This is a genomic window from Methylobacterium aquaticum (genome assembly GCF_001043915.1).
Lineage (GTDB): Bacteria > Pseudomonadota > Alphaproteobacteria > Rhizobiales > Beijerinckiaceae > Methylobacterium > Methylobacterium aquaticum.
Map to the genome: position 1 here is coordinate 1 of NZ_LABX01000143.1, position 24,515 is coordinate 24,515.

At 71.0% G+C, this 24,515-nt stretch carries 19 protein-coding genes; 8 read left to right on the forward strand and 11 right to left on the reverse strand.

Translation table 11 applies throughout. The features are described 5' to 3' along the window. Positions 1 to 131: 131 nt before the first annotated feature. Positions 132 to 1,655: an acetate--CoA ligase gene (locus tag VP06_RS18345; RefSeq protein ID WP_048465229.1), complete on the forward strand. Its 1,524-nt coding sequence runs from the start codon at positions 132 to 134 to the stop codon at positions 1,653 to 1,655. A gap of 13 nt (positions 1,656 to 1,668) precedes the next feature. Here VP06_RS18345 and VP06_RS18350 read toward each other — a convergent pair whose 3' ends face one another. The 3 genes from VP06_RS18350 to VP06_RS18360 all read right to left on the reverse strand — a co-directional run bounded on the left by VP06_RS18350 (position 1,669) and on the right by VP06_RS18360 (position 3,594). Continuing rightward, positions 1,669 to 2,424: an N-acetylmuramoyl-L-alanine amidase gene (locus VP06_RS18350; protein WP_048465230.1), complete on the reverse strand. Its 756-nt coding sequence runs from the start codon at positions 2,422 to 2,424 to the stop codon at positions 1,669 to 1,671. 4 nt (positions 2,425 to 2,428) lie between these two features. Continuing rightward, entirely contained in the window at positions 2,429 to 3,154 is a 726-nt protein-coding gene (locus VP06_RS18355; RefSeq protein WP_048465231.1) for a J domain-containing protein, read from the reverse strand. A 170-nt stretch (positions 3,155 to 3,324) separates the two neighbouring features. After that, the gene (locus VP06_RS18360; RefSeq protein ID WP_048426387.1) at positions 3,325 to 3,594 is read right to left on the reverse strand and encodes a hypothetical protein; all 270 of its coding nucleotides are present in this window, start codon (positions 3,592 to 3,594) and stop codon (positions 3,325 to 3,327) included. A 263-nt stretch (positions 3,595 to 3,857) separates the two neighbouring features. Between VP06_RS18360 and VP06_RS18365 the strand changes: the two genes are divergently transcribed. The 4 genes from VP06_RS18365 (at position 3,858) to glgX (ending at position 10,359) form a co-directional block, all read left to right on the forward strand. Further along, a complete protein-coding gene (locus VP06_RS18365; RefSeq protein WP_048465232.1) occupies positions 3,858 to 4,514 on the forward strand; it encodes an urease accessory protein UreE in 657 nt (218 codons plus the stop codon). A gap of 162 nt (positions 4,515 to 4,676) precedes the next feature. Continuing rightward, the gene (locus VP06_RS18370) at positions 4,677 to 7,073 is read left to right on the forward strand and encodes a methyl-accepting chemotaxis protein (RefSeq protein WP_053081904.1); all 2,397 of its coding nucleotides are present in this window, start codon (positions 4,677 to 4,679) and stop codon (positions 7,071 to 7,073) included. 58 nt (positions 7,074 to 7,131) lie between these two features. After that, a complete protein-coding gene (dusA, locus tag VP06_RS18375; protein WP_082167480.1) occupies positions 7,132 to 8,163 on the forward strand; it encodes a tRNA dihydrouridine(20/20a) synthase DusA in 1,032 nt (343 codons plus the stop codon). Positions 8,164 to 8,253: 90 nt separating this feature from the next. Then, positions 8,254 to 10,359, forward strand: a complete 2,106-nt coding sequence (gene glgX, locus VP06_RS18380) for a glycogen debranching protein GlgX (RefSeq protein ID WP_048465244.1) — start codon at positions 8,254 to 8,256, stop codon at positions 10,357 to 10,359. 408 nt (positions 10,360 to 10,767) lie between these two features. Here glgX and VP06_RS18385 read toward each other — a convergent pair whose 3' ends face one another. After that, the gene (locus tag VP06_RS18385; protein ID WP_048465233.1) at positions 10,768 to 11,832 is read right to left on the reverse strand and encodes a TerC family protein; all 1,065 of its coding nucleotides are present in this window, start codon (positions 11,830 to 11,832) and stop codon (positions 10,768 to 10,770) included. A gap of 219 nt (positions 11,833 to 12,051) precedes the next feature. On the opposite strand from VP06_RS18385, the gene VP06_RS18390 reads away from it, so the two are divergent. Further along, positions 12,052 to 13,269 carry a BaiN/RdsA family NAD(P)/FAD-dependent oxidoreductase gene (locus tag VP06_RS18390; protein WP_048465234.1) on the forward strand — a complete coding sequence of 406 codons (1,218 nt, stop codon included), beginning with the start codon at positions 12,052 to 12,054 and terminating at the stop codon, positions 13,267 to 13,269. 234 nt (positions 13,270 to 13,503) lie between these two features. Here the strand turns inward: VP06_RS18390 and VP06_RS18395 are convergent, their stop codons facing one another. Both VP06_RS18395 and VP06_RS18400 read right to left on the reverse strand, forming a co-directional pair. After that, positions 13,504 to 14,463 (reverse strand): collagen-like domain-containing protein, encoded by a 960-nt coding sequence (locus VP06_RS18395; RefSeq protein ID WP_048465235.1) that lies wholly within the window; start codon positions 14,461 to 14,463, stop codon positions 13,504 to 13,506. Positions 14,464 to 14,593: 130 nt separating this feature from the next. Then, complete coding sequence (locus VP06_RS18400) at positions 14,594 to 15,139, reverse strand: formaldehyde-activating enzyme (RefSeq protein ID WP_048465236.1); 546 nt, start codon at positions 15,137 to 15,139, stop codon at positions 14,594 to 14,596. 149 nt (positions 15,140 to 15,288) lie between these two features. Between VP06_RS18400 and VP06_RS18405 the strand changes: the two genes are divergently transcribed. Then, a complete protein-coding gene (locus tag VP06_RS18405) occupies positions 15,289 to 15,501 on the forward strand; it encodes a hypothetical protein (protein WP_048465237.1) in 213 nt (70 codons plus the stop codon). Between the two features lie 163 nt (positions 15,502 to 15,664). On the opposite strand, the gene VP06_RS18410 is transcribed toward VP06_RS18405, so the two are convergent. The 5 genes from VP06_RS18410 to VP06_RS18430 all read right to left on the reverse strand — a co-directional run bounded on the left by VP06_RS18410 (position 15,665) and on the right by VP06_RS18430 (position 22,777). Beyond that, complete coding sequence (locus VP06_RS18410; protein WP_048465245.1) at positions 15,665 to 16,090, reverse strand: hypothetical protein; 426 nt, start codon at positions 16,088 to 16,090, stop codon at positions 15,665 to 15,667. 372 nt (positions 16,091 to 16,462) lie between these two features. Beyond that, positions 16,463 to 20,212, reverse strand: coding sequence for a methionine synthase (gene metH / locus VP06_RS18415; protein ID WP_048465238.1), 3,750 nt, complete (start codon positions 20,210 to 20,212; stop codon positions 16,463 to 16,465). Between the two features lie 104 nt (positions 20,213 to 20,316). Beyond that, positions 20,317 to 21,231 carry a methylenetetrahydrofolate reductase [NAD(P)H] gene (gene metF, locus VP06_RS18420; RefSeq protein ID WP_048465239.1) on the reverse strand — a complete coding sequence of 305 codons (915 nt, stop codon included), beginning with the start codon at positions 21,229 to 21,231 and terminating at the stop codon, positions 20,317 to 20,319. Positions 21,232 to 21,257: 26 nt separating this feature from the next. After that, positions 21,258 to 22,247, reverse strand: a complete 990-nt coding sequence (locus tag VP06_RS18425; protein ID WP_048465240.1) for an ArsR/SmtB family transcription factor — start codon at positions 22,245 to 22,247, stop codon at positions 21,258 to 21,260. Positions 22,248 to 22,423: 176 nt separating this feature from the next. Next, positions 22,424 to 22,777 (reverse strand): phospholipase A2 family protein, encoded by a 354-nt coding sequence (locus VP06_RS18430; protein WP_342586829.1) that lies wholly within the window; start codon positions 22,775 to 22,777, stop codon positions 22,424 to 22,426. A 423-nt stretch (positions 22,778 to 23,200) separates the two neighbouring features. Between VP06_RS18430 and VP06_RS18435 the strand changes: the two genes are divergently transcribed. Then, on the forward strand, positions 23,201 to 24,515 hold a 1,315-nt coding region (locus VP06_RS18435), incomplete at its 3' end, for a DNA topoisomerase (RefSeq protein ID WP_245291229.1).

Below are 24,515 nucleotides of genomic sequence, written 5' to 3' on the forward strand. Positions count from 1 at the left end.
TGTCGCCGAAGCGGGCACCGGTTCGGCGGCAAAAATCTGCGATGAAACGAGAACCGAAGCGGATGAAGCGTTGGCCTGCCCACGCAAGTCGGCTTAGCACAGGCTCCCTCCCCTCACCCGGAGCCCGCCCCTTGCCCGACGACCGTCAGCCGCCGCCCCGCTTCAACGGCGCCCGCTACTGCCTGGAGGCCAATGCGCGGGAGCGCGGCGACAAGCCGGCCCTGGTCATGGCCGGCGACGGGGGCCGGGCCGACACCATGACCTTCTCCGAGATCGACCGGGCGGTGCGGAGCGTCGCGGCGGGGTTGCGGGATCTCGGCCTGCCGCCGGGGGCCCGGGTGATGATCCGCATGGGCAACGACGCGGATTACGTCATCGCCTACTTCGCGGCCCTCGCCGCCGGGCTCGTGGCGCAACCCTCCTCGCCGCAGCTCACGGCGGCCGAGGCGGCGTTCCTGATGCAGGATTCCGGCGCCGCGGTGATCGCTGCCGCCGACGACTGCCCCCTCGACCCGGAGGCGTGCCGCGGCCGGATCGTGCTGCGCCGCGACGACATCGCCCGCCTGCGGGCCGGTCCGCCCCTCGACTCGTATGCCGACACCGCCGCCGACGATCCCGCGACCCTGGTCTATACCTCCGGCACCACCAGCCGGCCGAAGGGCGTGCTGCACGCCCATCGCACCCTCTGGGGCCGGCGCCCGATGCACGACGATTGGCTCGGCCTGCGCGAGGACGACGTGGTGCTGCATGCCGGCACCATGAACTGGACCTACACCCTCGGGGTCGGCATCCAGGATCCGTGGGCGCGGGGCGCCACGACGGTGCTCTATCACGGCCGGCGCGATCCCGGCTTATGGCCGGCGCTGATCGCCCGCCACCGCGCCACCCTGTTCGCGGCGGTGCCGAGCCTCTACCGGCAAATCCTCAAATACGCCGATCTCTCCGCCCACGACCTGACGTCGCTCCGCCACGGCATCACGGCGGGCGAGGCGTTGTCGCCCCAGTTGCTCGCCGAGTGGCAGGCGGCGACCGGCACGCCACTGTACGAGGCGCTCGGGATGAGCGAGATCTCGACCTATATCTCGACGAGCCCCCGGGTGCCGATCAAGCCCGGCTCGCCGGGCAAGCCGCAGCGCGGGCGGCGTGTCGCGATCCTGCCCGTCGAGGGCGCGCCGGAGCCGCTGCCGGCGGGTGCGGTCGGGCTGCTCGCCATCCATCGCTCGGACCCGGCCCTGATGCTCGGCTACTGGAACCGCCCGGAGGAAGAGGCGGCCGTGATGCGGGGCGAATGGTTCGTGGGCGGCGACCTCGCCTCCCTCGATGCCGACGGCTACGTCTGGTTCGAAGGCCGCAACGACGACATCATGAACGCCTTCGGCTACCGGGTGTCGCCGAACGAGGTCGAGAGCGTGCTGATCGCCCATCCGGCGGTGCAGGAGGTGGCGGTGGCCGAGTTGCCGGTCCGCGACGACGTGCGGGTGATCGCCGCCTTCGTGGTCCCGAAGCCCGGCGCGGAGCCGGCGCGGGACGCACTCCTCGCCTGGTGCCGCGAGCGACTGGCGGCTTACAAGTGCCCGCGGGAGGTCGTCTTCCTGGAGACGCTGCCGCGGACCCCGAACGGCAAGGTCCAGCGCAAGCGGCTGGCGGCGGGATAAAACCCCCGACGAGTCACACGGGCTTGGCCGCCAGCAGGTCGCGCAGGGTGGTGATGGTCGAGGCGTCGGCGACGCCGTCGACCCGGGCCGGCCGGAAATGGCGCTGGAAGGCGGTGACCACCGCCTTCGTCCGGGCGTCGAAGGTGCCGCTCACCGGCACGTCGTAGCCGTAGAGCGCGAACATTGATTGCAGCGCCTCGATCGGCTGGCCGGCATCGCCCTCCGCGAAGAACCGCCCGTCGCGGATCGGCGCCGGCGCCACCCAGTGACCGATGCCGTCCCGATGCAGGGCCAGCCACGAGAAGCTCTCGCCCGGGTCGATCTTGCGCTCGGGCGCGATGTCGGAATGCCCGAGCACCCGGTCGGGCCGGATCGGCCAGCGGCCGAGGATGTCGCGGCAGAGCGCCGTCACCGCCGCCATCTGCGCCTCGGGATAGGGCGCGACGGTGCCGTCCTCCGCGTGGCCCGGATGGGCGATCTCGATCCCGATCGAGCGCGAGTTCAGGTCCCGCACGCCCTCCCAGGCCGAGACGCCGGCATGCCAGGCGCGACGGGCCTCCGGCACCATCTGCACCACCCGTCCCTCCTCGAAGACGAGGTAATGCGACGAGACCTTGGAGAGCGGGTTGCAGAGCCTCAGCAGCGCCGCGCCGGCGCTCGCCATGCCGGTGTAATGCAGGATCAGCGCATCGACCGGCAGGGTCCGCTCGTCGTGGTTGGGAGAGGGCACCACCTGGGTGGCGACCGGGCTGTCGGGGGTGAGGCTCATCAGGTCAGCTCAGGCGCCGCTCGGCGGCGATGCGGTCATAGGCGGCGTTGATGGCGGCGAGCCGCCGGGTCGCGATGGCGACGGCGGCGGGCGGCAGGCCGCGGGCGATGGCCCGGTCGGGATGGTTCTCCGAGACCAGCGCCCGGTAGCGCGCCTTCAGCTCAGGCTCGGTGAGGGCGCGGTCGACGCCCAGCACCTCGTAGGGATCGTCGGCGAGCCGCAGGTGACGGGCGGTGATGGCGGCAAAGCGCGCCTCGTCGACGCCGAAGATCGCCGCCACCTCGGCGAGGTAGCGCGCCTCGCTCTCGTGGATGGCACCGTCCGCCTTGGCGATGTGGTACAGGCCGTCGAGCACGTCCTCGAGCAGGGCCGGCTCATCGTGAAAGGCGTCGGCGACCTGGCGGGCATAGCCGTCGAAGCCGCTGGTGGTGCGCTTGGCGAGGTCGAACAGCCGCTCGACCCCGGCGCGCTCGCCATCCGGCACCTGCACGATATCGGCGAAGGCCGCGACCTCGGAGGGGGTCACCACCCCGTCCGACTTCGCCATCTTGGCGGCGAGCGCGACGAGGCCGGTGGTGAACACCACCTCCCGCGGGGTGGGTCCGAACAGCGAGCCCTCGCGGTCGAGCAGGAAATGGCCCGCCACCGCGCCGATCAGCGCGCCGAGCGGACCGCCAGCGGCGAGCCCGAGGCCCGCACCGCCGAGCTTGCCCCACAGGCTGTGGCTCACGCCCGCCTCCGGGTCTCGGCCGGCGAGAGAGGAGTCTCGGCCGGCGAGAGAGGAGATGTCGGGGCTCGGGGAGGCAAGGACGTCATGACGTCCTTGTAGCGCCCCCGAGCCGTCTGCGGAATGTGGCAGCAGATCCGGCGGACGGGCCGCCGGACCTCACGCGAGGCCGATCAGCGGCAATACACGTTGCCGTAGGGGTCGCGGTAGGTGCCGTAGGGGCATTGCGGGGCGGTGGCCGCGCCGACCACGGCGCCGCCGGCCGCGCCGATCAGGCCGCCCGCGAGCGCGCCGCCGGCCCGGCCCGTGGCCGCCGCGCCGATCGCCGCACCCGTCAGGCCGCCGAGGGCAGCGCCGCCGGCGGCGCGGTCACCCGGAGTGTTGCAGGCGCCGAGCGACAGCGCCAGAGCGCCGGCGAGCGTGGCGGCGATGAGCTTCTTCATGGTGTCTTCCCCTCGTGCTTGTGACGATCCGGCACCGGGTCGTCGACCCCGCACCCTGCCTCCGAGCGTAGCCGTAACGTGGCTGAACGCGAAATGAGCTTAGCCGTCCGATGGTTCCCCGAGGCAAGCCCGACCCGGTCAGGAACGGTCCGGGTGCGGCAGCGCGGCCACACAGGCGGGGAGCCGCGCGAGGGCCTGCCACGGCCCCGGCAAATGCTCTACAGGAGAGGCGAAATCCCCGGCATGATGCCCGTGAGGTCCCGATGCAGCGCGCCACCACCATCGTCCGCAAAGCCGCCGTGCGCCCCGACGCCATCGCCGACGAGATCGCCCTCGACCATGCCGCCCGCTCCCGCCGCAGTGCCGCGCTGACGGCCCGGAGCGGCCTCGCCTTCCAGCTCGACCTTGACCGCGAGACCATCCTGGAGGATGGCGACGCGGTGCGCCTCGATGACGGCAGGCTGGTGCGGATCCTCGCCGCCCCGCAGGCCCTGCTGGCGGTCACGGCCGAGAACCCGGTCCGCCTGACCCGCTTGGCCTGGCAGCTCGGCAGCAACCACGTCCAGACCGAGGTGACGGCGGACGCGCTCTATGTCCTCGACGATCCGGTGGTGGCGGAGCTGATCCGCGGCCAGGGCTGCGCCGCGACGGCGCTGGAGCGCCCGTTCCGCCCGGAGAAGGAGGCGGCGGCCCACGACCACAGCACCTGCGGGCACGACCACGCTCACCACGACCACGCTCACCATGGGCACGCGCATCACGCGCACGAGGATCACGCCCACCACCATCACGACCACGCGCATCACGGCCATCATGCCCATCACGACCACGGCCATGGCCACGATCACCATGGGCATGATCACGGCCACGATCACGGCCATGACCATGTCCACGGCCCGGCCTGCAAGCACGGCCACTGAGCGTGGATCGCCCGTATTCAGGATGGAGTGACCACCGCCCTGCCGCGACCTGGGATTTTTGTGCGGCGCATGATCAATCATTGGGCGAAGTCTTAAGCCGAACTTAATCTGATTGTCATAATCAAGCTCCCGGTGACAGGTTGACCCGGGTTTGATGCTTCGATGACGATCAAGGCGCGCCTCCTCTGCGGCTTCTCGGTGATGCTGGCGCTGACCGCCGGCGTCGCCGCCTCGGGCTGGGTCAGCCTGTCCGGCTTCGCCGCCCGGGTGGACACCGCGAACGCGGCGCAGACGCTCGCGGGCCGCGCGGGCGACCTCGCGCTGGCGGCGGAACGGTCGCTGCACGATGCCGACGGCCGGTGGGAGCGGGCTGTGACGGACGGCCTCGCCCAGGTCCGGGCCAGCCTCGCCGCCGTCCCGGAGGCGGAGGCGATGGCGCGCGGCGTGGACGCCTTCGCGCAGACCCGCACCGCCTACGCCGCGGAACAGGACCGCAAGGCGCGGGTCGAGGCCGAGCATCGTCGCCTGATCGAGGACGTGCAGGCGGCGGCCGGCCGGATCGGCGAGGCGCAGAAGGCGCGCCTCGCGGCGGCGAGCCGGGCCCTTCAGGAGAGCGTCGAGGCGCTCAAGGAGGCGGCCGCCGCAGGGTCGCTCGCGGGTGCGGCGGTCCGCGGCGCCCTGGAGATGCGCAACAGCGAGCAGGCTCCGAAGAGCGACCGGGCGGCCATCGCCGAGCGGTACCGGCTGCTGTCGTCGATCCTCAAACGCCTCGCCGGGCAGGACGCGATGCGCGTCCCGGCCAAGGCCGCCGGCAACGCCCTGGACGACTATTTCGACGCCATCGACCTCCCCCCGGAGGAGGCGGGACGGGCCGAGACGATCACGACGTCCTTCGCCGCCATCATGGCGGCCCTGCGGGAGGTCGAGCAGGTCCAGAGCAATGCCGGTCTCGCGGTCCAGGCCCGCCTGCAAGAGGAGCAGGACCGGGTCGAGCGGGCGGCGGCCCTCCTCGGCGCCAGCGCGCAGGCGATCGAGGCGTCGAAGTCGCTCCAGATCGCCGAGATCACCCTGTTCTCGGCCAAGGATGTCTCGGCCAAGGACCCTTCGGCCAAGGACCCCTCGGCCAAGGACCCCTCGGCCAAGGACCCCTCGACCAAGAACGAGGGCGGGGCGGTCGTCGCGAGCGCCGACGCGCTGCTGAAGGCGATCGAGACGATTCACCGGGTCGAGACCGATCCGCCCGCGCGGCAATCGATCGAGGACCTGATCGCGAAGGTGCGGGACATCAAGGGCAAGGTGCCGGGCATCGTGGCGGCGAATGCCGCCCAGCGGGCGATCGTGGCCGAGCGCGATCGCCACCTGACCGCCCTCGTCAGCGCCGCCCACGCGGCCGGCGACGGCGAGATCGCCCGGATCGGGTCCGAGCGGCGCAGCGCCGAATTCCTGCTTCTCGCCGGAGTGGCGCTCGCCGCCTCCCTCGGCATCGCGGCGGCGCTGTGGCTCGCCCGCAGCATCGTGCGGCCGATCGGGCAGCTCGGCGCCGCGATGCGGGCGCTCGCCGCGGGCGATCTCTCCGTGATGGTCTTGGGGCAGGAGCGGCGCGACGAGATCGGCGGCATGGCGCAGGCGGTGGGGGTGTTCCAGAAGGCGCTGGCCGCCAAGGCGCGGAGCGACGCCGAGGCCGCGCAGGCCGCTCGCGCCGAAGCGGACCGGGCCCACAGGCTCGGGTCGCTGACGGCGGGGTTCGAGGCGACGATGTCGTCCTCGACGCGGGACCTGTCGCAGGCGGCGGACGCCATGCAGGGCACGGCGGCCTCGATGTCGGCGGCGGCGGCGCGCACCAATGCCCGGTCGGCCGAAGTCGCGGAGGCTGCCGCGCGCACCTCGGCCAATGTCGAGACGGTCGCCGCCGCGACGGAGGAGATGGCGATCTCGATCCGCGAGATCGCCCGCCAGGTCGCGCACTCGGCCGAGAAGGCGACCCATGCCGTCGATCGCGCCCGGGAGACCGACGCCGTCATCGCGGCGCTTGCCGCCGGCGCCGACCGCATCGGCGAGGTGGTGGCCCTGATCCAGGGCATCGCCGGGCAGACGAACCTGCTTGCGCTCAACGCCACCATCGAGGCGGCGCGCGCCGGCGAGGCGGGCCGGGGCTTCGCGGTGGTCGCCGCCGAGGTCAAGCAGCTCGCCGGCCAGACCGCCAAGGCGACGGAGGAGATCGGCGGCCAGATCGCCCGCATCCAGGATGCGACCCGGGAGGCAGTGGCGGCGTTGCAGGCGATCGGCGGCGTGATCGGCGAGATGTCGGAGATCGCCACCGGCGTCACCGCTGCCATGGAGCAGCAGGGCGCGGCGACGCAGGAGATCGCCCGCAACGTCGGCGAGGCGGCGCAAGGCACGCAGGTGGTCTCGACCGGCATCCGCGAGGTGCGGCACGATGCCGAGGGCGCAGGCGCCGCCGCCGCCCGGGTGCTCGCCGCCGCCGAGGCGCTCGCCGGCACCGCGACGGGCCTGCGCGGCGAGGTCGATGCGTTCCTCGACGGCGTGAAGGCGGCGTGACGGGCGGCGGCCCGTCGCCTGGAACGACGGCGCGCGATGCGGCATACCGCCCGGCATGATGGCTGATACGACCGACGGACCCGGCGGGGGCGGCGCCTGGCGCTTCTCCGTCGCCCCCATGATGGACTGGACCGACCGCTATTGCCGGGCGTTCCACCGCACCCTCTCGGCCCGCGCCCTGCTCTACACCGAGATGGTGACGACCGGGGCGGTGCTGCACGGGCCGCGGGAGCGGCTGATCGGCTTCGATGCCCGGGAGCATCCGGTGGCGATCCAGCTCGGCGGGTCGGATCCGGGCGACCTCGCGGCGGCGGCCCGCATCGCGCAAGACTTCGGCTACCGCGAGGTGAACCTCAATGTCGGCTGCCCCTCCGACCGGGTGCAGGACGGGCGGTTCGGCGCCTGCCTGATGCGCGAGCCGGCCCTCGTCGGTGACTGCGTCGCCGCCATGAAGGCGGCGGTCTTTGTGCCGGTGACGGTGAAGTGCCGCATCGGCGTCGACGACCAGGATCCGGAGGCGGCGCTCGACGCGCTGACCGCGTCCGTCCGGGCGGCCGGCGTCGACGCGCTGATCGTGCATGCCCGCAAAGCCTGGCTCAAGGGCCTGTCGCCGAAGGAGAACCGCGACATCCCGCCCCTCGATTACGGCCGGGTCCACCGCCTCAAGGCCGACAATCCCGGTCTTCCGATCGCCCTCAATGGCGGGTTGCCGGATCTCGCGACCGCCAAGGCCGAACTCGAACCACGGGACGGCCTCGCCCTCGACGGGGTGATGCTCGGCCGCGCGGCCTATGCGGAGCCGTCCCTGCTCCTCGGCGTCGATCCCGCGCTGTTCAGGGTGCCGGCGCCGGTGGCCGACCCGTTCGCGGCGGTCGAGGCCTACGAGCCCTACATCGCGGCCCGGCTCCAGGAGGGCCTGCGCCTGCACGCCATGACCCGGCACATGCTCGGGCTGTTCAACGGCCGGCCGGGGGCCCGGCCCTACCGGCGCCATCTCTCGGTCGCCGGCACCCGGCCGGATGCCGGCCTGCACACCCTGCGGGAGGCGGTGGCCCTCGTCTCCCGCGCGCCGGCGGACGCGGCGGCGTGAGGACGGGGCTCCGCCTCAGCTTGGCAGCCGGGCGGTCCGCGGGCATGGTCGGGGCCGGACAGGCTCGCGCCCGAGGGAATGACGGACCGGATGATCGCACTCGATGACGGGGCACCGGCCCCGCTCGGCGCCCATTTCGACGGGCGCGGGGTCAATTTCGCGCTGTTCTCCGCCCATGCCACGGCGGTGGACCTGTGCCTGTTCGATCCGACGGGCCGCGTCCAGATCGACGTGGTCCGGCTGCCGCGCCGCACCGACGACGTCTGGCACGGCTATCTCTCGGGGGTGCTGCCGGGCCAGCTCTACGGCTATCGCGTCCACGGCCCCTGGGAGCCGGCGCGGGGCCACCGCTTCAACCCGCACAAGCTCCTGCTCGATCCGTATGCCCGCGAGATCCAGGGCCGGGTGCGCTGGCACGATGCGCTCTATCCCTATCGCCGCGGCAGCCACCGGGAGGACGTGCTGGACCGGCGCGACAGCGCGCCGATGATGCCGAAGGGCGTGGTCACCGCGCCCGAGGCGTCTCTCCACGGCGATCCGCCCTTGCGCCATCCGCTCGTCGACAGCGTGATCTACGAGGCCCATGTCCGGGCCCTGACCCAGACCCATCCGGGCGTGCCGCTGCCCTGGCGCGGCTCCTACGCGGCCCTCGGCCACCCGGCGATCGTCGATTACCTCGTGCGCCTCGGCGTCACGGCGATCGAGGTGCTGCCGATCCAGGCGTTCGTCGACGACCGCTTCCTGGTCGAGAAGGACCTGACGAACTTCTGGGGCTACTCGCCGCTCAACTATTTCTCGCCCGAGCCGCGCTATCTCGGGCCGGCCGGCGCCGCCGGGCTGAAGAGCGCGATCCATCATCTCCACGCCGCCGGCATCGAGGTGCTGATGGACGTGGTCTACAACCACACCTGCGAGGGTGACCAGACCGGCCCGAGCCTGTCGTTCCGCGGCATCGACAATGCGAGCTACTACAAGCTGAATCCCGACGACCCGCGCCGCGACATCGACTGCACCGGCTGCGGCAACACCCTCGACGTGGCGGTGCCGCGGGTGATGCAGATGGTGCTCGATTCGCTGCGCCACTGGGTCGAGACCTACCGGATCGACGGCTTCCGCTTCGACCTCGCCTCGAGCCTCGCCCGCGCCCCCCACGACTTCACCCCCCGCGCCGCGGTGCTCCAGGCGATGGCGCAGGACCCGCTCCTGTCGCGGGTCAAGCTCATCGCCGAGCCGTGGGACATCGGCATGGGCGGCTACCAGCTCGGGGGCTTTCCGGTCGGCTGGAGCGACTGGAACGACCAGTTCCGCGACGCCGCCCGCGGCTTCTGGCGCGGCGATGCCGGCCAGTTGCCGAAGCTGACGCAGGGGCTCACCGGCTCGAAGGAAATCTTCTCCGCCTCCGGCCGCGGGCCGTCCGCCAGCATCAACTTCATCGCCTCGCATGACGGCTACACGCTCGCCGACGTCGTCTCCTACGAGGAGAAGCACAACGAGGCCAACGGCGAGGGCAACCGCGACGGCCACGGCCACAACGTCTCGCGCCATTACGGCGTCGAGGGGCCGACCGACGACCCCGCCATCCTGTCGGTGCGGGCGCGCCAGAAGCGCAACCTGCTGGCCACGATCCTGCTGGCCCAGGGCGTGCCGATGCTGCTGATGGGCGACGAGCGCTCGCGCAGCCAGGGCGGCAACAACAACGCCTATTGCCAGGACAATGCGACCTCCTGGGTCGATTGGGAGACGGATGGCGGCGACCCACACCTCACCGACTTCGTGCGCAACCTCCTGGCGCTCCGTCGCGACCACCGGGCGCTCCGCCGGCGCAAGTTCCTCACCGGCGAGACCGTGGCGGCAGGGGGCCTCAAGGACGTGCACTGGCTCTCGCCCTGCGGCGCCGAGATGGACGACGCCGCCTGGGGCGACGGCGAGCGCCGGGCCTTCGGCATGCAGATCGGCAACGACGCCCCGGACGGGCGGCGCCTGCTGATCCTCGCCAATGCGGGAGAGGCGGCGATCGCGTTCCAGCTTGCCGGAATCGTCGGCGGGCCGTGGACGCCGCTCTTCGACACCACGGCGCCGGATGGCAGGCCGGTCGGGCGCGCGGCGGTTCCCAGCGGCGGAGGCTTGCGCTTGCCCGAACGTGCGCTCCTGGTCCTGGCGCGGGACATGCCCGGGGCGGAGAGCGGGGCGGCGTGAGGACGCCGACGATCTCCGCTTGATCCGCGCGAAGAACGGCAGAGCAACATCCGCCTCTCCCGTGGGGAGAGGGGCAGGGGGTTGAGGGTGCTCCGCTTCCTCGAACTGCTCAGACCGTTCCGCTACCGGCACGACGGTCTTAGCTTTACACCAACGGTCGAAAGAAAACGACCGTTGGTGCCGTTCGCGAATTTTCGCCAAGCCCAAAATCCCGGACATCGGGGCTTGGCATCGACAATTCGCGATGGAGCAACGGCCGCGTCGATCTCGGGCCTGCCCGAGATCGAATCGATGCGTCAGCATCTTCGGCCGTTGGTGTTACTTGGAAGCGTGTCGCCCTGCGCGATCTTCGATCGCCCTCACCCCTCTCCCGCACGGGGCGAGGGGCGCCGCAGCGCCCCCTTCTTCTCACCCGTGGCTGCTGCCGAGCCGCTCGCGCGGCAGGTCGGCCCGGGGCGGGACCTGAGCCTGAGGCGGGATCTCGGCCGGAGCCTCCACCGCGCCGCGGGTGCGCCAGAGGCTGTAGACGATGCCGCCCGCCAGCAGCACCACGGTCACGACCAGCGCGACCCAGGGCTGGACCTCGACCAACCCGAACGTATCCGCCACCACGATCTTCAGGCCGATGAAGATCAGGATCAGGGCGAGCGCGGTCTTGAGGTAGGCGAAGCGGTCGACCATCGCCGCGAGCGCGAAATAGAGCGCGCGCAAGCCTAAGATCGCGAAGATGTTCGAGGTGTAGACCACATAGGTGTCGGTGGTGATGGCGAAGATCGCCGGCACGCTGTCGACGGCGAAGATCACGTCGGCGCCGTTCACCAGCACCAGCGCCAGGGCGAGCGGCGTGAGCCACAGGACCGACTTTCCGGTCGCCGGATCGGGCTTGCGGGTGGTGAAGTTCTGGCCGTCGAGCTGGTCGGTCACGCGCATGTGCTTGCGCATGAAGGCGGTGAAGCGGTCGGCAGACTTGCTCTCGCCCTCCTCCTCGTCGCTGGAGACCAGCATCTTGATGCCGGCATAGATCAGGAAGGCGGCGAAGATGGTCAGCACCCATTCGGCCTGGTGGACGAGGGCGGCGCCGAGCCCGATCATCAGGCCGCGCAGCACGATCGCCGCCAGGATGCCCCAGAGCAGGACCCGGTGCTGTGCGTTGCGGGGGATGCCGAGATAGCCGAAAATCACCGCGATGACGAAGACGTTGTCCATCGACAGCGACTTCTCGACCACGAGACCGGCCAGGTATTCCTGGCCCGCCTGCGGCCCGAGATACCACCAGACCCAGCCGCCGAAGAGCAGGCCGAGGCTGAGATAGAAGGCGGTGAGGAGAAGGCTCTCCTTCACGCCGATCTCGCGGCTCTTGTCGCGGTGCAGGAGACCGAGATCGAGGGCGAGCAGAACGAAGATGACGGCATGGAAGCCGAGCCACATCCAGATCGGCTTGCCGAGCCACGTCATGTACAGGAAATCGACCATCGCGGGACCGTGATGCTTCGAGGGAGAAAGCATCGGCTCCGACATCACGAGCGCGCGTTGCGCCACTCGCCAGAGGGGCCCGCAGCCGATGGCGGTGACGTAAGTCCCGGATGGCGGCGGTTCAAGGGCAGCCGGGGCCGACGGCCACGGTCTTATTTTTCGTCTCCCGCCTCGGCGACAGGTTGACAGGCCCGCCCGCGTCGCGGCTTTCCGCGCGGCATGACACAGGCGAGCGCAGATGTGGCGGTGATCGGTGGGGGGCCTGCGGGCCTCTCCGCCGCCGAGATCCTGGCGGAGGCGGGCCTGCGGGTCACGGTGATCGAGCGGATGCCCTCCCCCGCCCGCAAATTGCTGATCGCCGGACGCGGCGGCCTCAACCTCACCCACAGCGAGCCGCTGGAGCGCTTCCTCGCCCGCTATGCCCCGCCGGAGCGACGCCTTGACGCGGCGATCCGGGCGTTTCCGCCGCAAGCCCTGCGCGACTGGTGCGAGGCGCTGGGCCAGCCGACCTTCGTCGGATCGAGCGGCCGGGTGTTTCCGCAGACCTTCAAGGCTTCGCCGCTGCTGCGGGCCTGGCTCGCCCGGCTCGACCGGCTCGGTGTCCGGTTGCGCACCCGCACCCGCTGGATCGGCTGGGACGCGGACGGCGCGCTCACCCTGGCGGGCGAGACCGGCCCGGAGACCCTGCGGGCCGACGCGACGGTGCTGGCGCTCGGCGGCGCGAGCTGGCCGCGGCTCGGCTCGGACGGTGCCTGGGTGCCGGTGCTGGAGGCCCAGGGCGTCGCCGTGAGCCCGCTCCGCCCCGCCAATGCCGGTTTCACCGCCGAGTGGTCGCCGGTCTTCGCCGAGCGCTTCGCCGGTGCGCCGCTCAAGCGCATCGCGCTCCGCCTCGGCCCGACCCAGGTGCGGGGCGAGGCGGTGATCACCCGCGAGGGGATCGAGGGCGGGGCGGTCTACGCGCTGTCACGCCCGATCCGCGAGGCGATCGAAGCCCGGGGCGAGGCCCGGGTCGCCCTCGACCTGCGGCCGGATCTCGACGAAGCCACCCTGGCCCGCCGCCTCGCAGGGGCGCGGCCGAAGGAATCCCGCGCCACGATCCTGCGCAAGGCCGCGTCCTTGAGCCCACAGGCGGCCGGCCTGCTGCGCGAGGCGGCGCGCGACCTGCCGACGGAGGCCGGTGCCCTGGCGGCGCTGATCAAGGCAGCGCCGCTGCGGCTCACCGGCCTGCGGCCGATCGAGCGGGCGATCTCCAGCGCCGGCGGCGTCACCTTCGCGGATCTCGACGACCGTTTGATGCTGCGGGCCCGGCCGGGCACCTTCCTCGCCGGCGAGATGCTCGACTGGGAGGCGCCGACCGGCGGCTACCTGCTCCAGGCGAGCTTCGCCAGTGGCCGGGCCGCGGCAGACGGGGTGCTGGCGTGGCTCGGGGAGCGGTGATGGAGATGATCGTCAGGCCGCGTCGAGAATGCGGCTGCGGTCGTTCCATCCTCCTCGTCATCCCGGGGCCGCGCAGCGGAGCCAGGAATCCAGACACTCAGGCGGACCGTGGATAAAGCGGTGCGCCATCCGCGTGATTCTGAACCACGAGCGGGTCCGGATTCCGGGCTCTCGCCTTTGGCGACCCCGGAATGACAGGGAGGGTGAGAAGACTGTCGGCGAACGAACTCAGACTTACAGCTTCGCGCAGAACCCGACCATGCCGGAACTGTCGGGCGAACACATCGCGACGGCTTCGCCGCTCTCGCGGCGGGTGAAGTTCGCGGTGCCGCCGCGCAGGCAATAGGCCGAGACGAAGGTCTCGCCCTCGTCGCAGACGAGTTCGCAATGCGGCTTGGAGCAGCCGTCGGTGCGCAGCATCCGGAACGGCAGCGCCGCGCCGGCCGCGGCAGCCATTCCTGCCGATCCGGCCGGCCCCTGCGGACCAGCCGGCCCCGCCTCGCCCTTCGGACCGGGCTGTCCCTTGGGACCCGCCTCGCCCTTCGGACCAGGCTCCCCCTTGAGACCCGCCTCGCCCTTCGGACCAGGCTCCCCCTTGGGACCAGGCTCGCCCTTCGGACCCGCTTCGCCCTTGGCCCCCGCTTCGCCCTTCGGACCCGCTTCTCCCTTGGGCCCAGGCTCACCTTTAGGCCCGGCCTCCCCCTTGGGACCCGGCTCCCCCTTGGGACCGACATCGCCCTTCGGGCCGGGCGGCCCGGCGAGGCCGGCCACGCCCTGCGGCCCGGTCGGGCCCGGCTCGCCCTTCGCGCCCGGGGCGCCGGTGGCGCCGCAATTCGCCACCGCGATCTCGCGGGACGCCTCGCCGGCCTTGAGCGTCGCGACACAGTTCTGCGGCACGTAAGGCACCTTCAGGGTGAAGCGCCCGCGCTTGTCCGAGGTGACCGGGATGTCGTCGTCGAGGGTGACGACCACCCCGGCCTTGCCGACGCTCCCGGACACGATCAGGTCGCCGGCGGCGATCCGGGCATCCCAGATGGTGATCGGCGATTGCGCCGGGGTGGCGGCTCGCCCACCCGCCGGCGCCTGTGGCTGCGGCGCCCCTCCCTGAGGCTGCTGCGCAAAGCCCGCCCCGGACAGGACGGCCCATGCGGAGAGGGCGGCAGACAGGATCAACGCAGCGCGGAGTGGACGCATCGTTTGGCCCCAAGGCGTGATGAACCGCCCGCGCCGTGTGTCAATCTCGCGGGCGGCGCACCTTGCTGTGCTGTCAAGCTGCGGTCAACTGCGCAGAGGCCGGAGAGGCGCCGCCTGGAGTCGCCGCCTGTCAGGTCTCGTCGTCGAGCACACCATCGAGGGCGTAGTGGCGCACGGTGTGGCGGTTGGCGATCAGCTCGTCGACCGTCGGCTCCCCCTTCAGCGCCCGGGCGATGGCGAGCTTCGTCGCCTCGTAATTGGTGCGGTAGAGGTCCTTGCGATCGAGGTTCGGGTCCTCGGCGCAGCGCGGGTCGAGCCAGATCATGATGATCATGCACAGCTCGTCGAGCCCGTCGCGGGGCAGGATGCCCTCGATGATGCAATCGACGATGGCGTCGCCGGTGGCCGCCTGGACCACCCCGCCGAGCAACTCGACGTAGTCGGCGGTGTGGATCGTCGCCTTGGTGGTCATCATCGTGGCCGGGCGCACCAGCTGGTTGAGGTCGCGCACCACGAACATCCGGGTATGGCCCTGGACCTGCCCCATCATCGCGGCGAAAGCCTGCCCCACCGGGCCGCGCACCGAGCCGATCAGCACCTCGGGCATCGCATCGGTGTATTGGCCCTCGGCCGCCAGCACCGTGGCCTCGCCGGTGCGGAAGACGATCTCGCTCATGGTCCGATTCCCTCGGTTCGATGTCCGGCGCGGGTCGACCACGGCGACGGCCGCAGCGTCAACCGCCGCGGACCCATCGACCTCACCGGAAATTGGTCTATAGGGCCGAGGGTTGGGGTATTTCGCCCTCGAAGAGCTGATGCGGACGGATGAGCGATCGCGACTGGACCCTGCGGGTGACGCCGACCGAGGCGGGCGTGCGGCTCGAACTGGACCTCGCCGACCTCCACGGCGCGCCGGTCACGGCGGCGATCGCCCTTGACCGGGCCGAGGCGCGCCGCTTCGCCCGGGCGATGCTGGCCGCCGCCGGGGACGCGGCCGAGCGCACCTTCCCGCACCCGCCGGCTCATGACCAGGATTGAGGGGGCTCGTACCAACGGTCGTTGGAAACGACCGTTGGTACCGTTCTCGAATTTTTGCCAAATCTTTGGTTTGATATCGAAAATTCGAGATGGGTCATCGGCCCCGCCGATCTCGGGCCTGCCCGAGATCGCATCGATGCGTCAGCATCTTGGGCCGACGGTATCAGTATCGGCCGGGCAGGCGCGGCACCTTGGTGCCGGGCTTCTCGACCGGCTCGGCGCAGGAATAGGCGAACTCGGTCTGGAGATCGGTGAACACCGTCTCGCCGACGATGGTGCAGGTCTCCCGCGCCGTCTCCTTGAGGTAGGTCGCGGCGGCCTCCGAGAAGCGGCGCCGGCGGGTCAGGGCCGGGTCCTTGCCCTCAAGGCCGCAGCCGGTGATCTCCCGCAGGTTGTTCGAGACGATCAGGACCTTGCGCTGCTGGCGCTGGTCGTAGACCTCGTAGGGGTCGTTGCAGCCGATCGTGACCACCTGCGGCTGGAGGCCGACATAGGTCTTCGAGATGTAGGAAAATTCGGTGCAGCCGGCCGCCGCCGCGACGGCGCCCGCCACGGCGACGAGGGCGAGCCTCCCTGGTCCTGTCCGCATCCCCGATCCTTCCCGCATCCTCAAGCTCAGCTTTGAGCCGGGGCGGGCGCGGCGGTCAAGCCCGGGTCGGGTGGTGGGTTCGTCCTCCTCCACCGTCCCGTCAGCAGGTAGCTGCGGTTGCTCGGTGGCCGCTTGCACGAAGTCGTCGTCCAGCGGGCCGACGAGCCGATGGAGCCAATCCCACTGTCCTGGAATGTCGACCGGCATCTCGACCGACTCGTTCAGGGCTGCCTCGACATCGTCATCGAGTGGTTGCACTCGCTCCTGAGCCGATCCCAGCTTCCCGGCACCGGCTTTTCGGGCTCGATCATGCGCACCTCCGGGGTTGCGGCCCATCAAGACGACGGGCCGTCCCCGGAAGCAGGCGTCCCCCTACTCCGCCGCTGCGCGATACCGCGCTGCGTCGTAATTCAGGATCGGGCCCAGCCAGCGCTCGACCTCGGCCACGTCCATGCCCTTGCGGACGGCGTAATCCTCGACCTGGTCGCGCTCCACCTTGGCGACGCCGAAGTAATGCGCGTCCGGATGGGCGATGTAGAGGCCCGAGACCGACGAGCCCGGCCACATCGCGTAGGATTCGGTGAGCCTGACGCCGATCCGCGGCTCGGCCTGGAGCAGGTCGAACAGGGTGGTCTTCTCGGTGTGGTCGGGCTGGGCCGGGTAGCCCGGGGCCGGGCGGATGCCGGCATAGGGCTCGGTGACGAGATCCGCCGGGCCATAGGTCTCGTCGGCGGCGTAGGCCCAGAATTCCCGGCGCACCCGCTCGTGCATCCGCTCGGCGAAGGCTTCGGCGATGCGGTCGGCGAGCGCCTTGACCAGGATCGACTTGTAATCGTCGTTCTGGCGCTCGAAGCGCTCGGCGATCCGCACCTCCTCCAGGCCCGCCGTGACCACGAAGCCGCCGACATAGTCGGAGAGCCCGCTCTCGCGAGGGGCCACGAAGTCCGACAGGCAGGTATTGGGCCGCCCGTCGCGCTTCGAGAGCTGCTGGCGCAGGCCGTGGAAGGTCGCGAGCGTCTCGGTCCGGCTCTCGCCGGTGAACAGCCGGATGTCGTCGCCCACCGCGTTGGCCGGCCAGAAGCCGATCACCGCCTTCGGGTTGAACCAGCGCCCCTCGACGATCTGGCGCAGCATGGCTTGCGCATCCTCGAACAGGGCGCGGGCGGCCGGTCCCTGCTCGGGGTCGTCGAGGATCGCCGGGTAGCGGCCCTTGAACTCGTAGGTCTGAAGGAACGGCGTCCAGTCGATATAGGGAACCAGCTCCGCCACCTCGTAGCTGCGGAACACCCTGGTGCCGGTGAAGGTCGGCTTGACCGGCGTGTACGCCGACCAGTCGGCCTTGAAGGCATTGGCGCGGGCTTTGGCGAGGGGCAGGCGCTGCTTGTCGGCCTCCGACCGGGCATGGGCCTCGGCGACGCGCTTGTACTCGGCCCGAACGGTCTCGATGGTCTGCACCTTGGTGTCGGGCGACAGCAGGTTCGAGACCACGCCGACGGCGCGGCTGGCATCGGTCACGTAGACCGCCTGCCCCTTGGCATAGGCTGGGTGGATCTTCACCGCGGTGTGGACCCGGCTCGTCGTCGCGCCGCCGATGAGCAGCGGCACGTCGAAGCCCTCGCGCTCCATCTCGGCCGCGACATGGACCATCTCGTCGAGCGACGGGGTGATGAGCCCGGACAATCCGACGATGTCGACCTTCTCACGCCGCGCCGTATCCAGGATCTTGGCCGCCGGCACCATCACGCCAAGATCGATGATCTCGTAGTTGTTGCAGGCCAAAACGACGCCGACGATGTTCTTGCCGATGTCGTGGACGTCGCCCTTGACGGTCGCCATCAGGACCTTGCCGGCCGATTGCCGGCCGCCGACGCCGCCATTGGCGGCTTTCTCCGCCTCCATGAACGGCATCAGGTAGGCCACCGCCTGCTTCATGACGCGGGCCGACTTCACCACCTGCGGCAGGAACATCTTGCCGGCGCCGAACAGGTCGCCGACCACGTTCATGCCGGCCATCAGCGGGCCCTCGATGACGTGGAGCGGACGCTCGGCCTGTGAGCGCGCCTCCTCGGTATCGGCCTCGATATACTCGGTGATGCCGTTGACCAGGGCATGCTCCAGGCGCTTCCCGACCGGCGCCTCGCGCCAGGCGAGGTCGGCGGTCTTGTCGCGCGCCTGGCCGCCTTCCTTGAAGCGGGCCGCGGCGTCGAGCAGGCGCTCGGTCGCGTCGGAGCGGCGGTTGAGGACCACGTCCTCGCACAGCTCGCGCAGCTCCGCCGGCAGCTCGTCATAGACCGCGAGCTGGCCGGCATTCACGATGCCCATATCCATGCCGACCTTGATCGCATGGTACAGGAACACCGCGTGCATCGCCTCGCGCACCGGCTCGTTGCCGCGGAAGGCGAAGGACAGGTTCGAGATGCCGCCCGAGATATGGGCGTGGGGCAGGGTCTCGCGGATGATCCGGGCCGCCTCGATGAAGGCGACGCCGTAGCCGTCATGCTCCTCGATGCCCGTCGCCACCGCGAAGACGTTGGGATCGAAGATGATGTCCTCGGGCGGGAAGCCGACCCGCTCCGTCAGGACCTTGTAGGCGCGGGTGCAGATCGCGACCTTGCGCGCGAGCGAATCGGCCTGGCCCTGCTCGTCGAAGGCCATCACCACCACGGCGGCGCCGTAGGAGCGGCAGATCTTCGCTTCCGCGATGAACTTCTCCTCGCCCTCCTTGAGGGAGATCGAGTTCACGATCGCCTTGCCCTGGACGCATTTCAGGCCGGCCTCGATGACCGGGAACTTCGAGGAATCGATCATCACCGGGACGCGGGCGATGTCGGGCTCGGCGGCAACGAGGTTCAGGAACTCGACCATCGCCTTCTGGGAATCCAGAAGGCCCTCGTCCATGTTGACGTCGATGATCTGGGCGCCGGCCGCGACCTGGTCGCGGGCGACGTCGAGGGCGGCGGCGTAGTCGCCGTTGGTGACGAGCTTGCGGAAGCGCGCCGAGCCGGTGACGTTGGTGCGCTCACCCACGTTCACGAATGGGATCTCGGGCGTCAGCGTGAACGGCTCTAGCCCTGAGAGCCGCATCAGGGGCTTTACGGTGGGGACCCGCCGCGGCGCCTTGCCGGCGACCGCCCCGGCGATGGCCCGGATGTGGTCCGGCGTGGTGCCGCAGCAGCCGCCGACCATGTTGACGAGGCCGCTCTCGGCGAACTCGCCGACGAGCTTGGCCATCGCCTCCGGGCTCTCGTCGTAGAGGCCGAATTCGTTCGGCAGGCCGGCATTCGGGTAGGCGCAGATCAGCGTGTCGCAGGCGCGCGACAATTCGTCGATATGGGCGCGCATCTCGCGGGCGCCGAGCGCGCAGTTGAGGCCGAAGGTCAGCGGCTCGGCGTGGCGCAGCGAGTGCCAGAACGCCGTCGGGGTCTGGCCCGACAGGGTGCGGCCCGAGAGATCGGTGATGGTGCCCGAGATCATGATCGGCAGGCGGGTGCCGGTCTCCTCGAAGACCTGCCAGGACGCCGCCACCGCCGCCTTGGCGTTCAGCGTGTCGAACACCGTCTCGATCAGGATCAGCTCGGCGCCGCCGGCGATCAGGCCGCGGACCTGCTCGGCATAGGCGTCGCGGACCTGGTCGAAGGTCACGGCGCGGTAGCCCGGATTGTTGACGTCCGGCGAGATCGACAGGGTGCGGTTGGTCGGGCCGATGGCGCCGGCGACGAAGCGGCGGCGCCCGTCCTGCTTCTCGGCGAGCAAGGCCGCCTCGCGCGCGAGCCGCGCGCCTTGCGCGTTCAGCTCGTGGATCACCGCTTCCATGCCGTAATCGGCCTGGGCGATGGTGGTGCCCGAGAAGGTGTTGGTCTCGACGACGTCGGCGCCGGCCAGGAAGTAGTCGAGGTGGATCTGCCGGATCGCGTCGGGCTGACTGAGGATCAGGAGGTCGTTGTTGCCCTTCTGGTCATGGGCGTGATCGCGAAAACGGTCGCTGCGGAAATCCGCCTCGGTCAGGCCGAGCCGCTGGATCACCGTGCCCATCGCCCCGTCGAGGACGAGGATTTTCTCCGCCGCGCGCCGGCGCAGGGCGGTCAGGATGTCGGCACCGTCGGCGGGGCGGAAATCGGTCATCGGGAGGGGGTTCCAGCGAGTGTCGGGCAGTGCGGTCGATGCGGAATCGCGCCGGGCCGCATCATGCGGCCCGGAAGACTGTCAGCGGTGGGGGTGCCGAACAATCAGGCCGCCGCCTTCTCCGCCACCACCGGCGCCGCGCGCAGGCCGAGCAGGTGGCAGATCGCGTAGACCAGGTCGGCGCGGTTCATGGTGTAGAAGTGGAAGTCGGTGATGCCGCGGTCGACGAGGTCCAGCACCTGCTCGGCGGCGACCGCCGCGGCGACCAGCTTGCGGGTGGCGACGTCGTCCTCCAGCCCGTCGAAGCGGGCGGCGAGCCAGTCCGGCACCGAGGCACCGGTGCGGCGGGCGAAGCTGGCGGCCTGCTTGAAGTTCTGCACCGGCAGGATGCCGGGGATGATCGGGATGTCGATTCCCCGCGACTGCACCCGGTCGAGGTAGCGGAAGAACAGGTCGTTGTCGAAGAAGAACTGGGTGATGGCGCGGTCGGCGCCGCAATCGACCTTGGCCTTCAGCGCGTCGAGGTCCTGGTCGAGAGAGCCGGCCTCGGGGTGGCGCTCGGGATAGGCCGAGACCGAGACCTCGAAGTCGCCGATGCGCTTGATGCCGGCGACGAGGTCGCAGGAGCGCTCGTAGCCGCCCGGATGTGCCGTGTAGGCGGTGCCCACACCCTCGGCCGGGTCGCCGCGGAGCGCCACGATGTGGCGCACGCCGGCCTCGTAATAGGCGCCCACCACCTCGTCGACCTCACTCTTGGTGGCGGCCACGCAGGTGAGATGGGCGGCGGGCTTCAGCTCGGTCTCGCGCACGAGCCGTGCGACGGTGTTGTGGGTGCGCTCCCGGGTCGAGCCGCCGGCGCCGTAGGTCACCGAGACGAAGCTGGGGCCGAGCGGCGCCAGGCGCTCGATCGACGACCACAGGGTCGTCTCCATCTCCGGGGTCTTGGGCGGGAAGAACTCGAACGAGACGCGGATCGGGCGGCGGCTCTCGCGGCTCGGGCGGAAGGCGGTGGGGATCATCGGCGGCCTCGGCGGAAGGGAGCGGATCAGGCGACGGCGCGGTCGGGCAGGCCGGACGCGGCTTCGGGATGGTGGGCGAGCCAGAGCGTGACGGTCAGCTGATGCTCCGCGCCCCCGGCAGGGGCGAGGTGGCGCAGCCGCACGTCGGTCAGGCCGGCTTCGGAGAGCCAGCCCGCGACCTGCTCGGGTGCGAAGCCGAGGCGACGATGCGCTTCGTCCTCGCGGAGGAATTCGAGGGTGTGAGGGGCAAAATCGACAACAAGGAGGCGACCGCCCGGTGCGACGAGGCGGGCGGCCTCGCGCAGGGCTCGGGCCGGGTCGTCGAGGTAGTGCAGCACCTGGTGGATCAGCACGAGGTCGAAGCTCGCCCGGCCGAAGGGCGGCGCGTGGATGTCGCCCTGCCGCAGGTCGATCCGGGTCAGGCCCTGACGCTCCAGATTGGCGCGGGCCACCGACAGCATGGCGTGGTTGGCATCCAGCCCCGTCGCCCGCTTCGCCCGGGGCGCGAGCAGGCCGAGCATCCGCCCCGTGCCGGTGCCGAGATCGACGAGGCTGCCGATCGGGCCCGCCCCGAGGGCGTCGAGCACCGCCGCCTCGACGGTGGCCTCCGGCACGTGCAGCGACCGCACCCGGTCCCATTGCGGTGCGAGCCGCGCGAAGAAGGTCTGGGCGGCGTCGGCGCGCTGCGCCCGCACGGCCTGGAGCCGGGCCCGGTCCTCGGAAAGCGGCGGCTCGGCCTTGTCGAGGGCGGCGATGAGCGGCGCCACCAGCCCGGCCACCCCCTCGCGCAGGCGGAAGAACGCCCAGGCGCCTTCCCGGTGGCGCACCACCAGCCCGGCCTCGACCAGCAGCTTCAGGTGGCGGGAGATGCGCGGCTGCGACTGGCCCAGGATGTCGGTCAGGTCTGAGACCGACAATTCGCCCTCGCCGAGCAGCACCAGGATGCGCAGGCGCGTCTCCTCCGCGGCGGCACGCAGCACGCCCAAAGCGTCGGCGAAGGGGACGATGGCGGACATGCCGGGGGGCTCCTCACCTCCGATGCGAAACATAAAGATATCTTTATGTGATGATCGGAGACGGCGCAAGGGATGTTTCCACGCCACTGGGCACCGCGAAGGCCCTGGTGCCCGGAACGGCATCGCCCCGGCGCGGGGGCGGCGCCGGGGCGATCGATCGGGGATGATGGAGCGGATCAGCGGCAGGGAAGCTGAGTGGCGCCGGCGGAGACGAGGCCAGCGAGGCTCCGCAGGTCGTCCGGTTGACGGGGATTGCGCGCCACCGCCTCCGCCTCGCGCTGGAGCCGGGCGTGGCAGGAACAGGTCGGCAGGCCACGGCCCGGCGGTGGCGTGCAGGCGTCGTGGCGCATGCAGGCCGCGTCGAGGGCGTCGATCGGCGGCCGGCCGGCGCCGCGGCTGCCCGGCCCACAGTAGTTGCCGTGGAAGACCAGGGAATCCCGCGGGATCGCCCCCCCGGCCACGTCGTCGAGGCCGAAGGGCAGGCTCTGGGCGGCGGCCGGACCGGCCGCCGCGAGGGACGCTACGGACAATGAAACGGACACTATCGCGGCAACCACCCGCAGTCTTGAGCGAAAAACGGTCTGCATGTGACTTGGCCCTGTTCCCTATTCACAAGTCACAGAGTGCCACAAGCCCGATAGTCCGCAATGACGCCGCTGCGCGAACCGTGCGTCCCCGCACCTGGCTGGGCCCGCACACGCGCCGGGGGCGGACATTGACCGCGTGGCCCGCGCCGGTCTATGTTCCTGCTTCGTTCGGCAGGCTCGGCCCTTCAGGAGCGTCCCGTGGCCATGGCGCAGGCCCCCTCTCCCGGGCAATCCTCGTCCGGCCCGGACTCAGGCGGCAAGACCCCCTCGAGCAAGAACCCCTCGGCGAGGAACTCCTCGAGCACGGCGTCGTCCGGCAAGGCTGGCGCGGGCAAGACGCTGTTCTTCTTCGAGAAGCCCTCGGCGATGCGGCAGGTGCAGCGGTTCTTCCGTTCGCCGAGCACGGTCTGCGTCGCCGCGGAAGGGCACCTTCTGGAAGTGGCCGAACCCGGGGAGATCCGGCCGGACTGGAAGCCCTGGCGCTTCGATGCGCTGCCGATCGCCATGGAGCGCCTGCCGGTCGCTCCCGGTCATGGCCGCTCGGGCCAGTCGCATGCGCCGAAACTCGCGGCGATCCGGCAGGCGCTCGATGGCGTCGAGCGGGTGATCATCGCGACCGATCCGGGCCGCGAGGGCTCGATGATCGCCTGGGAGGTGCTGGAGCATCTCGGCTGGCGCGGCCGGGTGGACCGCCTGCGCCTTGGCGCCCTCGACGAGATCTCGATCCGCCGCGCCTTCGGGCTGCTGGCCAAGGAGGACGATTCCGGCGAGCGCGACTATGCGGCCTATCTCGAAGCCCTGTGCCGGCAATACGAGGATTGGCATCTCGGCCTGAACGGCACCCGGGCGGTGTCCTTGCGCCTGCGCCCGCCGGCCTTCCGCGAACCCTGGCGCTTCGGCGGCGTGCAGACGCCGACGCTCGCCATCCTGGCCGACCTCGAGGAGCGCATCCGCAATTTCGTGCCGCGCGACTTCTACAAGATCGCCCTGCCGGTGACGACGGAGAGCGGCGCGAGCCTGACGCTCTGGCACGCGCCGAAGGACAAGATCTTCGCGATCGAGGATGCCGAGACGATCCGCGACGCGGCGGAGGGCTGGGCCGGCCCGCTCGCGGTCGTGCAGAAGGACGTGCGCCGGACGCCCCTGAAGCTCTTCTCCAAGGATACCCTCGCCCGCGCCTGCGCCAAGCGCTTCGGCTGGGACCCGCAGGTGACGGCACGCCACGCGCAAGCCCTCTACGACAAGGGCTATCTCAGCTATCCCCGCACCGAATCGGTGCACCTGCCGGATTCGCAAGCCAAGGACGCCGCCGCGGTGCTGGCGGCGATCGCGACCGCCGACAAGGACCTTGCCGCCCACAACCCGGCGACGCCGCAGATCCGCCGCGGACCGAAGGGCCATTACGTCAAGGATCCGGGCGAGCACCACGCCATCGTCCCCTTGCGCAAAGTGCCGGGTCCGGGCGACGCGGCGCCCGAGGCGCTGCGGCTGTGGCTGCTCATCGCCAAGAATTTCCTCGCCGCCCACATGGCCGACGGAATCGACGCCCGCACCACGGTCACGGCCGACCTGGCGACGCCGCTCGGGCAGAAGCGCTTCGTCATCACCGGCAGCGTGGTGAAGGTTCCGGGCTGGCGCGCCCTCTACGGCACCGAGGCCGACGAGGACGAGGTCGTGCCCG